Raw genomic sequence first — 13,943 nt, 5'->3', positions numbered from 1 at the left:
CTTCACGCGAAGCTAAATTGAATCGCTAGAATACGGGACCTTCATGCCGCAACAAGGCCTCTTACCTTCAATGACCTCACGCGACGATTCAGAACGTACGGCACGGGCGAGCGCCGCCAACTCGCTGTTTGCATTTCTCAAGGCATTACCGCCCCGCGAGCGTTTAATGGAAGGCAGCTTCATGGCCGTGCAGGCCGTCGCGGGTGCGAGCCTCGCGTTCGCCATCGGCCGCGCGCTGCATACCGAGCAGGCCTTCTGGGCGTGCATCACGGCGATTGCGGTCAGCCAGCATAGCTATATCGACACCCGCAACCTGTCGCGCGATCAATTCATCGGCGCGATGGTCGGCGGCTTGTGCGGACTCGTGGGCGCGACGCTCGGCGCCGGTTATTTCGCGGCCTACGCGGCCACGGTCGGCGTGGCGATCATCATGTGCTGGATCCTGAACGTGGGTAGCGCGGCGCGTCTGGGCGGCATTACCGCAACGATCATGCTGCTGGTGCCGGGCATCGGCCCGGCGTGGGACAAAGCCTTGATGCGCCTCGGCGAGGTGACGCTCGGCACGGTCTGCGCATTACTGGTGGCGTTTCTCATGACGTGGATCGAGCAGCGCTGGTTCGGCAAACCGAACAAGGCCTAGCTAGCCCGGCGTCACATCGTTGTCGTGCGGAGCACGCCGGTAACGTCCGGGCGTCACCCCCACGCTTTGCTGAAACGCCTTGCCGAAGGCTGCCTCCGACTGATAGCCCACCGCCTCGCCGATCTCGGCCGCGCTACGCTGCGTGCGTCGCAGCAGATCGCACGCAATGGTCATACGGATCTGCGTGAGAAAGTCCATCACGGTCATGCCCGCGCGCTCATTGAAGTGGCGTGCGTAAGTCGCGCGCGACATGGCCGCGAGTTCGCCGAGTTCGGCAATGGTCCACGCCCGCTCGGGAGCGCCCAGCATGCCCTGCACAGAAGCACCGAGACGCGCGTCGGCGAGCAGCGCGAGCAAGCCTGAGGCCGACGCGTTGCGCTCGCCGTGCGCGCGCAACGCCATCGCGAAGAGCGCCTGGCTCAATGCGGTGACGATCGCAAGGGCGCCCGCCTCGCGTCGTTCGGCCTCGGTGCGCATCAGCGCAATCAGCGTTTGCAGCGAGCCCAGCGTTTGCATGCCGCCTAGCGAGACGTGAAACGGATCGGGCAATGCGTTCAGCAACAACGCCGACGACCCCGGCGCGTAAACGAAGCGGCCACACAGCAGATCGATGTCGGCAGGCACCTGCGCGTCATTGCTGCCATCGTTGCGGCCGTCGTTGCGCCGCACGGGCAACATGCCGTCATGGCCGAGCGTCAATGGCGCGGTGGCCGCCAGCCGCTTCACGTCGCGCACACGATGCGCCGCGCCACGCGGAAACAGCATGAAGTCGCCCGCGCTCAGCGCGTGCTGCACGCCGTCGGCGGTTTCGACAATACACGCGCCGTCCAGCACGAGGTGAAACGGCGCAATGCCCGCTTCCATCGGATCGTGATCAATGTCGAAGGCGCCCAAGAGCTGGCAACGCAGATCGAGACTGGCTTGGGGCCGCGCCAGGTCGATCAGTCGGCTAAGCGTATCCATGAGACGATCGCGCTAAAAGTTGAGCGAATCGAGTATTCAGGATATCGCGGCGCAGCGCAATACTTGTCTCACGACGCCGGCACCCGCCGACGCGCAGCAGACAAGGAGCATTGCCATGTTGAACTGGATCGAATACCGCAAAGAACTGTTCGGCCGCATCGGCGAAATCGCCAAACTGTCGCCGGATACCGTCAGGGCGTATCAGGCGATGTCGAGCGCCGGCCAGAAGAAAGACCTCCTCGGCGCCAAGACGCGCGAACTGATTTCGCTCGCCGTGGCGGTGAGCCTGCGCTGTGACGGTTGTATCACCGTGCACACCGCCGAAGCGCTCAAGCTTGGCGCGACGCGCGACGAAATCGCCGAAGCGCTGGGCGTCGCGGTCGCCATCAATGCGGGCGCCGCGATGGTGTATTCGGCTCGCACGATGGACGCCGCCGCGGCCTATGCGGCGCAAGCAGCGGACGCGGCCTGAGCCGATGCGAGGAGCAGGCGGCGCTCGGCGACTGGGCCGCCACACGAACTGAGCGGCCGCGCGCGGACCACCTGATTTGTCTCGCAACATACGACCCACGCGCGGCCCGCTCCACTTCGGTCCACTGCTACTCCGGATGCCGCGCCTCTTCCAACTGCTTGCGGCGCGGCTCGCCCTGACGTTCCAGCATCCAGCCCGGATATTCTGCGGGCAGCGAGCTAACCTGATCGAGCCTGGCGAGTTCGTCCGCCGTGAGCGAAACGCCGGTCGCCGCAATGTTATCGTCGAGTTGCTCGACCTTTTTCGCGCCGACGATCACCGATGTCACCACGCGCTGATGCAGCAGCCACGCGAGCGCGATCTGCGCGACCGACACCTGCTTCGTCCCGGCGATCTCACGCATCACGTCGATACAGTCGTAGGCGCGCTCGCGGTTGACCGGCGGAAAATCGAAGGTCGTGCGACGGCTACCCGCTTCGCCCTGCTGCTCGCGTCCGTATTTGCCGCTCAGCAAGCCGCCCGCGAGCGGACTCCACACCATCAGCCCGAGGCCCTCGCTGCGCAACATCGGCACGAGTTCACGTTCGAGATCGCGGCCCGCGAGCGTGTAATACGCCTGCAGCGTCTCGAAGCGCGCAAGCCCAAGTCGCTCCGAGATGCCAAGCGCTTTCACGATCTGCCACGCGGCCCAGTTCGATACGCCGACATAGCGCACGTGGCCATGCTGCACCAGCGTGTCGAGCGCGCGCACGGTTTCTTCGATCGGCGTGGCCGGGTCGAAGCCGTGGATCTGATACAGGTCGACGTGATCGAGCTGCAAACGCTTCAAGCTCGCCTTCACGCCGTCGATGATGTGGTAGCGCGACGCGCCGCGCGCGTTCGGGAACTCGCCCGTCTGACCGAACACCTTGGTGGCCACCACCACTTTGTCGCGCGGCACCTTGAGGTTCTTTAGCGCCTGGCCCGTGATCTGTTCGGACAGACCTTCTGCGTAGACGTCGGCTGTGTCGATGAAGTTGATGCCCGCATCGAGCGCCCGGCCAACCAGCCGCTCCGCGTCGCCCTGCTGCAGATCGCCGATCTGCTTCCACATGCCCTCGCCACCGCCGAAGGTCATCGTGCCCAGACATAGCTCTGAAACAAACACACCGGTACGGCCTAACTGTTTGTATCGCATCGTTGAGACTCCATCATGGATTGGTGGATCGGTGAGGCGTAGAGAGTACTGCAATTAGCAAAATCCGGCAGAGCGTGAAAACGCGTGCGAAGGCAGTCGAAAGCGGGCATGCATTTGTTTCAAACTCCTTACGATCTGAATGACTGTGCTCCGGGCGTGCCGCTTTACCCGGACGGCAAAAATTGCCGCCGTACCAGCGCTTTAGCGGCAACCTGCGTGGCCGGCAAACAGGGTTGGGCAAAACTCGCGCAAACCTGCCAGACTGGCTGCTGATCCACACACGCGGCGCGCTCCCGCCGCCCTCTGGATATGGCACGCCTCGCCCCCATCTATGCCAGCATGACCTCGGCCACCACCACCTCTGCCGCTGCCCTGGATGCGGCTCCCGGCACCGCATCGGGTTCCATCGCGACGCCCGCCGTGGAGCGTTCGACGGCCGATGCGCTGGCCGATTTCCATCCCGCGGTCGCGAGCTGGTTCCTCAAGCGCTTTCCCGCCCCGACCGAAGCCCAGGCCGCTGCGTGGCCGCAGATTCGCCGTGGCCGCTCAACGCTGGTGGCCGCGCCGACCGGTTCGGGCAAGACTCTCACCGCCTTCCTGTCCGCGCTCGACGATCTTGTCCAGCAGGGGCTCGCCAACGGCGGCGTACTTCCCGACGAAACGCTGGTGGTGTACGTTTCGCCGCTCAAGGCGCTATCCAACGACATCCGCCTCAATCTGCAATTGCCGTTGCAAGGCATCGCCGCGGAACTCGAAGCGCGCGGACTGCCGGCGCTGGACATTCGTACCGCCGTGCGCACCGGCGACACCACGCAGCAGGAACGCAACGCGTTGAAAAAACGCGCGCCGCATATCCTCGTCACCACGCCTGAATCGCTTTACGTGCTGCTCGGTTCGGATTCGGGACGCCGCATGCTCGCAACCGTGCGCACGGTGATCGTCGATGAAATTCACGCGCTTGCCGGCGGCAAGCGCGGCAGCCATCTTTCGCTCAGCCTGGAGCGCCTCGACGCGCTGTGCAGGCGGCGATTGCCCCGCATCGGGCTGTCAGCGACGCAAAAGCCGGTAAGCGCGGTCGCGCGCTTTCTGGTGGGCGGCGGGAATATCGACAGCGGCATTCCCGCCGATTGCGCGATCGTCGACGTGGGTCATGTCCGGGCGCGCGACCTCGCGCTCGAGATCCCGCCGGTGCCGCTCGAAGCGGTGATGCCCAACGAAGTGTGGGAGCGCGTCTACGACCGTCTCGCCGAACTGGTGGCGATGCACCGCACCACGCTGATCTTCGTCAACACGCGGCGCATGGCCGAGCGCGCCGCGCGTCATCTGACCGAGCGGCTCGGCAAGGACGTGGTCGCCGCGCACCACGGCAGCCTTGCCAAGGAACATCGGTTCGACGCCGAACAGCGCCTGAAACGCGGCGAACTGCGCGTGCTGATCGCCACCGCTTCGCTGGAGCTCGGCATCGATATCGGCGATGTCGATCTGGTCTGCCAGATGGGTTCGCCGCGCGCGATCGCACCGTTCCTGCAACGCGTCGGACGCTCGGGTCATCATGTCGGCGGGATGCCCAAAGGCCGGCTTTTTCCGGCGTCGCGCGACGATCTGATCGAATGCGCCGCGCTGCTCGATTGCGTGCGGCGCGGCGAACTCGACGCGCTCCGTATTCCGCGCGCGCCGCTCGACGTGCTCGCCCAGCAGATCGTCGCGGAAGTGTCGAGCGCCGAATGGAACGAAGACGCGCTGTTCGACATGATGCGGCGCGCCGCACCGTACGCGGATCTGACGCGTGAACAGTACGACGCCGTGCTGCGCATGCTCGTGGAAGGCTATACGAGCCGCAATGGTCCGCGCGGCGCGTACATCCATCGCGACGTGGTGAGCGGCACGCTGCGCGGCCGGCGCGGCGGCAAGCTCGTCGCCGTCACTTCGGGCGGCACGATTCCCGAGAATGCCGACTATGCCGTGGTGCTCGAACCGCAGGCGATCAATATCGGCACCGTGAACGAGGATTTCGCCGTCGAAAGCCTGGCCGGCGACGTGTTTCAGCTCGGCAACGCGTCATACCGGATTCTGCGGATCGAAAGCGGGCGCGTGCGGGTCGAGGACGCGCAGGGACAGCCGCCGAATATTCCTTTCTGGCTCGGCGAAGCGCCGGGGCGCAGCGACGAACTGTCGTTCGGCGTCGCGCGTTTGCGCGAGCAGATCGGGCGTCTTCTCGAAGGGGAGGATCCGGTGATGCCGGCCCTCGCCGCGAATGAGGGCATGGCCGAGGTTGAAGCCGAAGCCGAGGTTGAAGCCGAAGCCGAGGTTGTAGCCGAAGCCGAAGCCGAAGCCGAGGTCGAAGCCGAGGTCGAAGCCGAAGCCGAAGTCGAAGCCGCAACGCTACCCGCCCGCCTCGACCACGCGACCGACTGGCTCATCCACAACCTCGGTCTCGACGAACCCGCCGCACGCCAGATCGTCGACTATCTCGCCCGCGCGCGCGCCGCGCTCTGCGTGCTGCCCACGCAGAACACGCTGGTCATGGAGCGTTTTTTCGACGAATCCGGCGGCACCCAACTCGTGATCCACGCACCGTTCGGCAGCCGCGTGAACCGCGCGTGGGGTCTCGCGCTGCGCAAGCGGTTTTGCCGGACCTTCAACTTCGAACTGCAAGCCGCCGCCACCGAAGACGCGATCGTCCTCTCGCTGACCGGCAGTCATTCCTTCGTGCTCGACGACGTGTGGCGCTATCTGCATTCGAACAGCGCGGAGCATCTGCTGATTCAGGCGCTGCTCGACGCGCCGCTGTTCGGCGTGCGCTGGCGCTGGAACGCGACCACCGCGCTCGGCTTGCCGCGTTACACCGGCGGGCGCAAAACCGCGCCGCAATTGCAACGCATGCGCAGCGAAGATTTACTGGCGAACGTGTTCCCCGAGCAGGCCGCGTGTCTGGAGAACGTAGTGGGTGAACGCGAACTGCCGAGTCATCCGTTAGTGGACCAAACCGTCGACGACTGTCTGCACGAAGCAATGGACAGCGAACGCTGGCTCGCGCTGCTGCGCCGTATCGAACAGGGCGACATGCGACTGGTTGCGCGCGACTTGCCAGCGCCCTCGCCGCTCGCGGCCGAAATCCTCAATGCAAAGCCCTACGCGTACCTCGACGACGCACCCATCGAGGAACGCCGCACGCAAGCCGTGCTGAGCCGCCGCTGGAGGGACCCGTCGAGTGCCGACGATCTCGGCGCGCTGGATGCGGGCGCTATCGAAAGCGTGCGCGACGAAGCATGGCCGCAGGCACGCAATGCCGACGAGATGCATGAGGCGTTGACGGGCCTCGCCTGCATCACCGAGGCCGAAGCGCGTCGTCACGATGGCTGGCCGGCGTGGCTCGCGGCGCTGGCCGAATCCGGCCGCGCCACCCGGTTGCGGATAGCCGACGGCGACGCTGTGTGGCTGCCGGTCGAGCGCCTCACCTGTTTCGAGTCGCTCTATCCGGGCGCCAGCTTTGCGCCCCTGCTCGCCGCGCCGAAAGGCTATAGCGAGAGCTGGAGCGCCGAGGACGCCCTGCTCGACGTGCTCCGCGCGCGTCTGACGGGCTTCGGGCCGCTGCCGGTCAGCGCGATTGCCGGGGCGCTGCACTTGCCGGCGGCATCGGTCGAGCAGAGCCTGATGCGCCTCGAAGCCGAAGGCTACGTGATGCGCGGGCGCTTCACGCCGCAAGCGGGCGAAGAAGAATGGTGCGAACGTCACCTCCTTGCGCGCATACACCGTTACACGGTGAAGCGCCTGCGCCGTGAAATCGAGCCGGTGGAACGGCACGACTTCATGCGCTTTCTGTTCGAGTGGCAACACTTGACGCCGGACACGCGCAGCGAAGGACGCGACGCCCTCGCGGCTGTGCTCGACCAACTCGAAGGCTTCCAGGCGGCGGCGGGCGCCTGGGAGGAAGACATTCTGCCCGCACGCGTGAAGGCGTATGCGAATACTTCGCTCGACGAACTATGCCGCGCCGGCAAGATAGTCTGGACCCGACTGACGGAGCGCGCACGCGGCGCCGCCGGGCCGGTCCGCAGCACGCCCATCGTGTTGCTGCCACGCGTGCAAGTGCGCGTGTGGAGCGCGTTGCTCGATCCGTCGAAGCAACCGGAGTTATCGGCCCGCGCGCAAAGCGTGTACGACGCGCTCGTGCAACACGGCGCGATGTTCTTCGACGAACTGCTGGCGGAGGTTCGCGTATTGCGTATGGAACTGGAGAGCGCACTGGGCGAACTGGTGGCCGCGGGTCTCGTGAATTCAGACAGTTTCGCGGGCCTGCGTGCACTGCTCAAGCCGGTGGCCAAACGCAATGCGTTTTCCAGCAACCGGCGCGCGCGCTCGAGCGCGCTGATCGGCGGTATGGACGACGCGGGCCGCTGGGCACTCGTTACCCGTCCCACCGCTGCTGTGGCGTCCGCGACCGCGCCGGAGCAGCGTCGCCGGCAATTGCCGCCGGAAGTCCTGGAGCATGTCGCAATGACGCTATTGCGACGTTACGGCGTGGTGTTCTGGCGACTGCTCGAACGCGAGGCGGATTGGCTGCCGCCATGGCGAGATCTTTTGCGCGTGTTCCAGCGGCTCGAAGCGCGTGGTGTGATTCGCGGCGGGCGTTTTGTGAATGGGCTCGCGGGCGAACAATTTGCCCTGCCTGAAGCGATTCCGGTACTGCGAGAAGTGCGACGGCATGCGAACGATAGTGCTTTTGTGTGCGTCGCAGGCACGGACCCCTTGAATCTCGCGGGCACTTTGCTTGTTGGCGAACGCGTCCCCGCGGTAGCGGGCAACCGGATTCTGTATCGCGACGGTGTCGTGGTAGCCACGCTGGTGGCAGGGGCTTTCTGGTTCGATCCCTTGCTGGAAACGGTTCCCTCCGAGAGGGAACAGGCTCGTGCATGGCTCGCGCGGCGTTTTTGACCGCTGGGCGCGCGTATCGGCGGTCACAATTTCACGACTAATTCAGCGTAAATCAACCCTAAAGACAGCAGGTTTACCAACCGTTAATCTTTCTAAGCCCGAACGCCAGCCGCTTCGCTACAATGGGGACAGTCTTAAGTATGATGAAGACTGTTTGCCGACTCCGCCTTCAAGACGGCCAACGGCACACACCGCCCGGGGATCTCATGAACGACGACCAACACGACCAGGTGCTTTTTGCCCAGTTCGGCACAAGCAGCCCATGCTGGCGTCTGTCGAACGACAGCAACGCGCTCGAACTCACGCCCGTCACCGGAGATGTGCCTGCCAATGTCGCCATTCCTCTGAATCCTCAGCAGGCCTCGCAAATCCGTTGCCTGACCGGCGTGACCTCGCATCTCGTCCTCGACGTTCGGCTGTTCGGCGAGCCGTTGCGCCTGCATCTGGTCGGCAAGAAGCTCACCAGTAACTCCTGGGCCGGCACCGCCTCCGCTTATGACGACACCGAGTCCGTCGCGCGCGATCTGGTCCACGGCCTCTCGTTCGCCGAGCAGGTCGTGTCCGAAGTGAATTCGGTCGTCGTGATCGTCGACCGGCACGGCCGGATACAACGCTTCAACCGGCTCGCGGAGGAGCTCACGGGCGTCAAGGAGGAAAACATCATTGGCCGCAACGTGTGGGCGCTGTTCATGTCCACCGAAGACGGCGCGGCCTCCAGTCAGAACATTGCGGGCTTCTTCAATCGCGGCGTGTCGTACGAAGTCGAGCGGCGCGTCAAAACGGTGCATGGCGAACGGCTCTTCCTGTTCCGCAACAAGTTCGTTCACAGCGGCAGCGGCGTCGAAGAACAATTCCTGATCTGCTCGGGCACCGACATCACCGAGGAACGGCTCGCGCAGGAACGCCTCACCGAACTGGCGAATACCGACTCGCTCACCGGCCTCGCGAACCGCAACGCGATCCAGGACAAAATCCGCACCGCCATTGAAGACGCCGCGCCGGGCGAAGAAGTCGGCGTGCTGTTTCTCGACCTCGACAACTTCAAGAAGGTCAACGATCACTACGGCCACGTGTTCGGCGACCGTCTGATTCGCGACGTATCGACCGCCATCGGCCTCTGCCTGAACGAAGGCGATACGCTTGCGCGCCTGGGTGGCGACGAATTCATCGTGCTCGCGGCCAAGGGCAAGGCGCGCGAACTCGAAGCCACCGCGCAGCGCGTGCTCGAACGCATGCGCACGCCGTTCAGCCTCGGGCTCGTGGAGGTCTACACGGGCTGCTCGATCGGCATCGCGTTGTATCCGGAACACGGCGACAGCCTCGAATCGCTGATCCGTTCCGCCGACACCGCCATGTACGTCGCCAAAGACGAAGGCAAACGCACGCACCGCGTGTTCTCACCGGAAATGAACCGCAAGGTCGCCGAGTATATGTGGCTCGACACCAACTTGCGGCGCGGTCTCGAAGAGGGCCAACTGACTCTGCATTACCAGCCGAAACTGTCGCTCACCACCGGCGTGGTCCAGGGCGCCGAAGCGCTGGTGCGCTGGAATTCTCCCGAGCGTGGGCAGATCATGCCGGCCGAGTTCATCCGTTATGCGGAAGAGTCCGGCTTGATCGGCGTGCTCGGCCGCTGGGTCATGGAAACGGCCGCGAAACAGGCCGCCAAATGGAAAGCCGACGGCTACAACCTGCGTATCGCGATCAACGTGTCGGCGCGGCAACTCGTCGATACGGCGGTGGTCCGCCATTTCACGGAGGCGCTGCAGAACGCGAATCTCGACCCCTGCCTGATCGATCTCGAACTGACCGAAAGCTGCCTGATCGAAGACGAAACGGCTGCGATCGACCTGATCAAGCAGTTCCGCCAACTCGGCGCGCAGGTTCATCTGGACGATTTCGGCACGGGCTATTCGTCGCTGTCGCAGCTCGGCCGTATTCCGCTCGACGTCATCAAGCTCGACCGCAGCTTCGTGCGTTCGATCAACGCCGACACCAAGGCGCAAGCGCTGGTGCGCTCCATGGTGGTCGTCGCGCAGGAGCTGAATTTCAAGGTGGTCGCCGAAGGGATCGAGACCGAGTCGGAAGAATTGTTCATGAAGGGCTTGGGCGTCGACTACGTGCAGGGCTTCCTGTACGGCCAGGCCATGCCGGCGCCTGAATTCGAACGCTGGTTGCAGGATAGACAGAAGCTCAGACTGATCGCCTGAGCCTCCGTGCGCCCCATGGGAACTTCCCTGGGGGAGCCGCCCCCCTGCGGCTTATCGTGTTTGGCCCCAGGCTCTTTCAGGCGAAATTGGCCGTACTGACCGCCGTCTGGCGCAGGTTCGAGGTCCGCCGGTTCTGCAGCATCACCAGCCGTTCCATGAAGGCCAGATCCTTCTCTTCGATCGTGAAGGCCGCTTCCACCCAATCCTCCGTGATTTCCATCAATTCGGCGCGCGAGAGTTGCAGCACGCGCTGGCGAGCCCGCAGCATTGCCCGGATGCCGTTCATTTTGGGCTTGAGCGTGTCGATGAAGGTACGGGTCGCCATATAGGCTTCGCCCGGCTCGAACAGTTGATCGACCAGACCTTTGCCGTAATGCCATTCTGCCGTATGCGATTCTCCGACGCCGATCAGTTCCTCCGCGAGCCGCATGCCGACTTTGCGCGCCACCAGTGAGTAGCCGCCCATGCCCGGGAACAGATTGAACGCGATCTCCGGGAAGCCCATGCGCGCGTCGGTCTGCGCGAGCAGGAAATGATGCGCGAGCGCGGCCTCGAAGCCCCCACCGAGTGCCGTGCCCTCCACCATCGCAATCGAAATCGCGCCCGTGTCGAACCCCCGCGACGCCGCATGCACGCAATCGACACACGCCCGCGCATACGCCATCAGTGCCTGACGCTTGCCGGTGCGGATCGCGTCCGCGAAGAAGTCCAGATCGCCGCCGACGTTGTACATGGTCGGAATCAACGAGCCGGTGACCCAGAAGTCGATCGGCAATCCCGAGTCCCGTGCCGCCTGCGCGAGTTCCAGAATGTCATGCACCAGGTCGAGATTGAAACAGGGACGCGGCTGCGCCCGCAACATCATCCACATGATGTTGCGGCCTTCTTCGTAGTAAGCGGAAATTTGCGAAAGATTGCCGGCCTCGAGGAACGGACGGCAGGCGTGGTGGTTATGGAGATTCATTTTGAACGGTCCTTTTAAGGTTAAACACTGGTATTGCAATGCGAGCCTAAAGCAGACCGGAATCGGATGGGAGCGGGGTAACCAACAGATGAATGCAAGCCGCGAGCAAAGCCCCGCCAGACGGTGCTCTGCGGGAGGGTGAGGGTTGGGTGGCGGGTTCCGTGAACGCAAACGCTTGCGCACCGATGATGGGCGAAAATGACCCACAAATAGGCGCACGCCGGCTGTCAATTTACCTACAGTCAGGGATTGAATTTCTTGCCGGAGCGGAAAGAAAAAGAAATAGTCTTCGATTAGAAAATGCAATCGAAAATATGACTGGCGAATGCGTGTTTTTTTGGTTTGTGCGCTAACAGACTGAGTATCTGTTTCGCATATTTAAACGCATGCGGCCGCGAGCCCCGCGCAATCCACGAAGTATCTATCGTGGATGCGCGGACCGGCGGCCGTCTTCTTGCGCTCACATCCGGTTGATGATGGCGCGGGTCTTACCCAGGCGCGATGCCTGGCAATGCTCAAGGCGCGGCTGCAATGACCTCGGCGACCGCGGCCGTGAGCTTCTTGCCATAAGGCACGTGCAGGAATTCATTCGGTCCGTGCGCGTTCGACTTTGGTCCGAGCACGCCGCACACCATGAACTGCGACTTCGGGAAGCCCGCCTTCAGCACGTTCATGAGCGGAATGGTGCCGCCCTGCCCCATGTAGGCGACATCGGCGCCGTAGTGCTGGCGCGACGCGTCGTTGAGCGCCGTGGCAAGCCACGGGGCGAGATCGGGTGCGCTCCAGCCGCTCGCCGCGCCTGCGTCCGGCTTGAAGGTCACCTTGGCGTTGTAGGGCGGATCGAGTTCGAGCAGCGCCTTCAGTTCGGCGACCGCCTTCTCTGCCTCGATCAGCGGCGGCAGGCGCAACGACAGCTTGAATGCCGTGCGCGGACGCAGCACGTTGCCGGCATCGGCAAGCGCGGGCAGGCCCGCCGCGCCGGTCACGGATAGCGACGGACGCCATGTCGAATTGAGCAAGGCCTCTTGCGGATTGGTTGTGGTGGGGAGCACCTGACGGCCGTCCTGACCGCACGCCCACGGCAGCTTCTTCCAGACGTCGTCGCCGAGAATCTGCGCGGTGGCTTCCGCCTCACGCAGACGGTCCGCCGGAATCTCGACATGAAAGCCCTTCGGCAGCAGCGTGCCGTTAGCGGAGTCTTCCAGACGGTCGAACAGTTGCCGCATGATGCGGAAGCTCGACGGCGCGATCCCGCCATAACCGCCCGAGTGAATCCCTTCGTCGAGCACCTGTACTTCGAGATCGCCGGCAACCAGTCCGCGCAACGACGTGGTGAGCCACAGCTGATCGTAATTGCCCGCGCCCGAATCCAGACACACCACGAGCCCGACCTTGCCGAGCCGCTCGCGCAACGCGTCCACATACGGCAACAGATCGTAGCTACCGGACTCCTCGCAGGTTTCAATGAGACCGACGCAGCGCGGACGCTCGACGCCTTGCGCGTCCAGCGCCGCGAGCGCGGTGATGCTTGCGTAGATCGCATAGCCGTCGTCGGCGCCGCCGCGGCCGTAGAGCTTGTCGTTCTCGAGTTTGGGTGTCCACGGTCCGAGGTCGTTGCGCCAGCCGTCGAACTCGGGCTGCTTGTCGAGGTGGCCATACAGCACGATGGTTTCTTCACTGCCGGAACGGGTGGCCGGCGTTTCGAAGAAAATCACCGGCGTGCGGCCGGCCAAGCGGATCACTTCGAGCTTCAGGCCGCGCACGGCCTGCTGTTCGGCCCATTGCGCGGCGTCGGTGATCACGCGCTCCAGATAGCCGTGCTTGACCCAGTCGGGATCGAACGCCGGACTCTTGGCCGGCACCGCGATGTAGTCCGTCAATGCGGGCACGATCTCGTCGTTCCACTTGCGGTCCACGAATTCACGTAGCGTGTCCGGGTTGATGCGTTGAGTTTGTTGGGTCGTGTCGTCGGAGATCATGATGGCGGTCCGTGGCAGGTCTGTTCAGTCGAAACGATCATGATAGTCCTGATGCGGGATCGGCTGAACCCCTCGCCGCGCATCGCGCCCGGTGCATGGCTACAGGCGTCGCTCACGCCGGCTCTTTTACGCGTGAAGCAAGGCGATTGTCGCGGCCTTACGCGAACCATGCAATCGCGCGACAATCGGGCATACGTCGCATGTGGGGAGGCTGTCCATGAGTGGCAATCTCGTCGTCCAGACCATCGCCGCGGTGCTGGCGTTGGCGCTCTACTTTTTGCCTGCCGTGCTGGCGGACCGGCGCAAGCGCCACGACGTGCTGACGCTGGCGCTCTTCAATGCGTGCCTCGGCTGGACTGTGTTCGGCTGGCTGCTTGCGCTGTATTGGTCATTGCAACCGAACCCGCCGAAGAACATCGCAGGCGAAGTGGTGGAGACGCGCAAACTCGTGAGGATGCGAGCTTTTTCGTCCGCGCTGCTGGTGCGCGTGCAACGGCGCAGCATGCGGGACCGCTCTGAGAACTAGATCAGGCGAGGCTGGGCAAGGTGGGAAAGGTCGGCCGAAGCTTCGGCCGACCCGGTCGCGTGATTGGACAACGCGTC

General features: G+C 64.1%; 9 protein-coding genes. 5 read left to right on the top strand and 4 right to left on the bottom strand.

The window, feature by feature from the left end:
- The first annotated feature begins 70 nt into the window (after positions 1-70).
- Entirely contained in the window at positions 71-640 is a 570-nt protein-coding gene (locus BLW71_RS35500) for an FUSC family protein (protein WP_091808008.1), read from the top strand.
- Here the strand turns inward: BLW71_RS35500 and BLW71_RS35495 are convergent, their stop codons facing one another.
- A complete protein-coding gene (locus BLW71_RS35495) occupies positions 641-1,603 on the bottom strand; it encodes an AraC family transcriptional regulator (protein ID WP_091808007.1) in 963 nt (320 codons plus the stop codon).
- A 115-nt stretch (positions 1,604-1,718) separates the two neighbouring features.
- Between BLW71_RS35495 and BLW71_RS35490 the strand changes: the two genes are divergently transcribed.
- The gene (locus BLW71_RS35490; protein ID WP_091809253.1) at positions 1,719-2,075 is read left to right on the top strand and encodes a carboxymuconolactone decarboxylase family protein; all 357 of its coding nucleotides are present in this window, start codon (positions 1,719-1,721) and stop codon (positions 2,073-2,075) included.
- 127 nt (positions 2,076-2,202) lie between these two features.
- On the opposite strand, the gene BLW71_RS35485 is transcribed toward BLW71_RS35490, so the two are convergent.
- Entirely contained in the window at positions 2,203-3,252 is a 1,050-nt protein-coding gene (locus BLW71_RS35485) for an aldo/keto reductase (RefSeq protein ID WP_091808005.1), read from the bottom strand.
- 309 nt (positions 3,253-3,561) lie between these two features.
- Here BLW71_RS35485 and BLW71_RS35480 point away from each other — a divergent pair, with 309 nt between their 5' ends.
- Both BLW71_RS35480 and pdeR read left to right on the top strand, forming a co-directional pair.
- The gene (locus BLW71_RS35480) at positions 3,562-8,187 is read left to right on the top strand and encodes a DEAD/DEAH box helicase (protein WP_091808002.1); all 4,626 of its coding nucleotides are present in this window, start codon (positions 3,562-3,564) and stop codon (positions 8,185-8,187) included.
- Between the two features lie 206 nt (positions 8,188-8,393).
- Positions 8,394-10,397 carry a cyclic di-GMP phosphodiesterase gene (gene pdeR, locus BLW71_RS35475; protein ID WP_091808001.1) on the top strand — a complete coding sequence of 668 codons (2,004 nt, stop codon included), beginning with the start codon at positions 8,394-8,396 and terminating at the stop codon, positions 10,395-10,397.
- Positions 10,398-10,473: 76 nt separating this feature from the next.
- On the opposite strand, the gene BLW71_RS35470 is transcribed toward pdeR, so the two are convergent.
- On the bottom strand, positions 10,474-11,361 hold the full coding sequence (locus BLW71_RS35470) for a crotonase/enoyl-CoA hydratase family protein (RefSeq protein ID WP_091807999.1): 888 nt from the start codon (positions 11,359-11,361) through the stop codon (positions 10,474-10,476).
- 515 nt (positions 11,362-11,876) lie between these two features.
- Positions 11,877-13,340 carry a M20 family metallopeptidase gene (locus BLW71_RS35465; protein WP_091807996.1) on the bottom strand — a complete coding sequence of 488 codons (1,464 nt, stop codon included), beginning with the start codon at positions 13,338-13,340 and terminating at the stop codon, positions 11,877-11,879.
- Positions 13,341-13,557: 217 nt separating this feature from the next.
- On the opposite strand from BLW71_RS35465, the gene BLW71_RS35460 reads away from it, so the two are divergent.
- On the top strand, positions 13,558-13,866 hold the full coding sequence (locus tag BLW71_RS35460) for a superinfection immunity protein (RefSeq protein WP_091807994.1): 309 nt from the start codon (positions 13,558-13,560) through the stop codon (positions 13,864-13,866).
- The last annotated feature ends 77 nt before the right edge of the window (positions 13,867-13,943 follow it).

The sequence above is a fragment of the Burkholderia sp. WP9 genome (assembly GCF_900104795.1).
Taxonomy (GTDB): domain Bacteria; phylum Pseudomonadota; class Gammaproteobacteria; order Burkholderiales; family Burkholderiaceae; genus Paraburkholderia.
The sequence above is the reverse complement of the archived record's forward strand: the minus strand, read 5'-3'. Positions and strand labels throughout refer to the sequence as shown.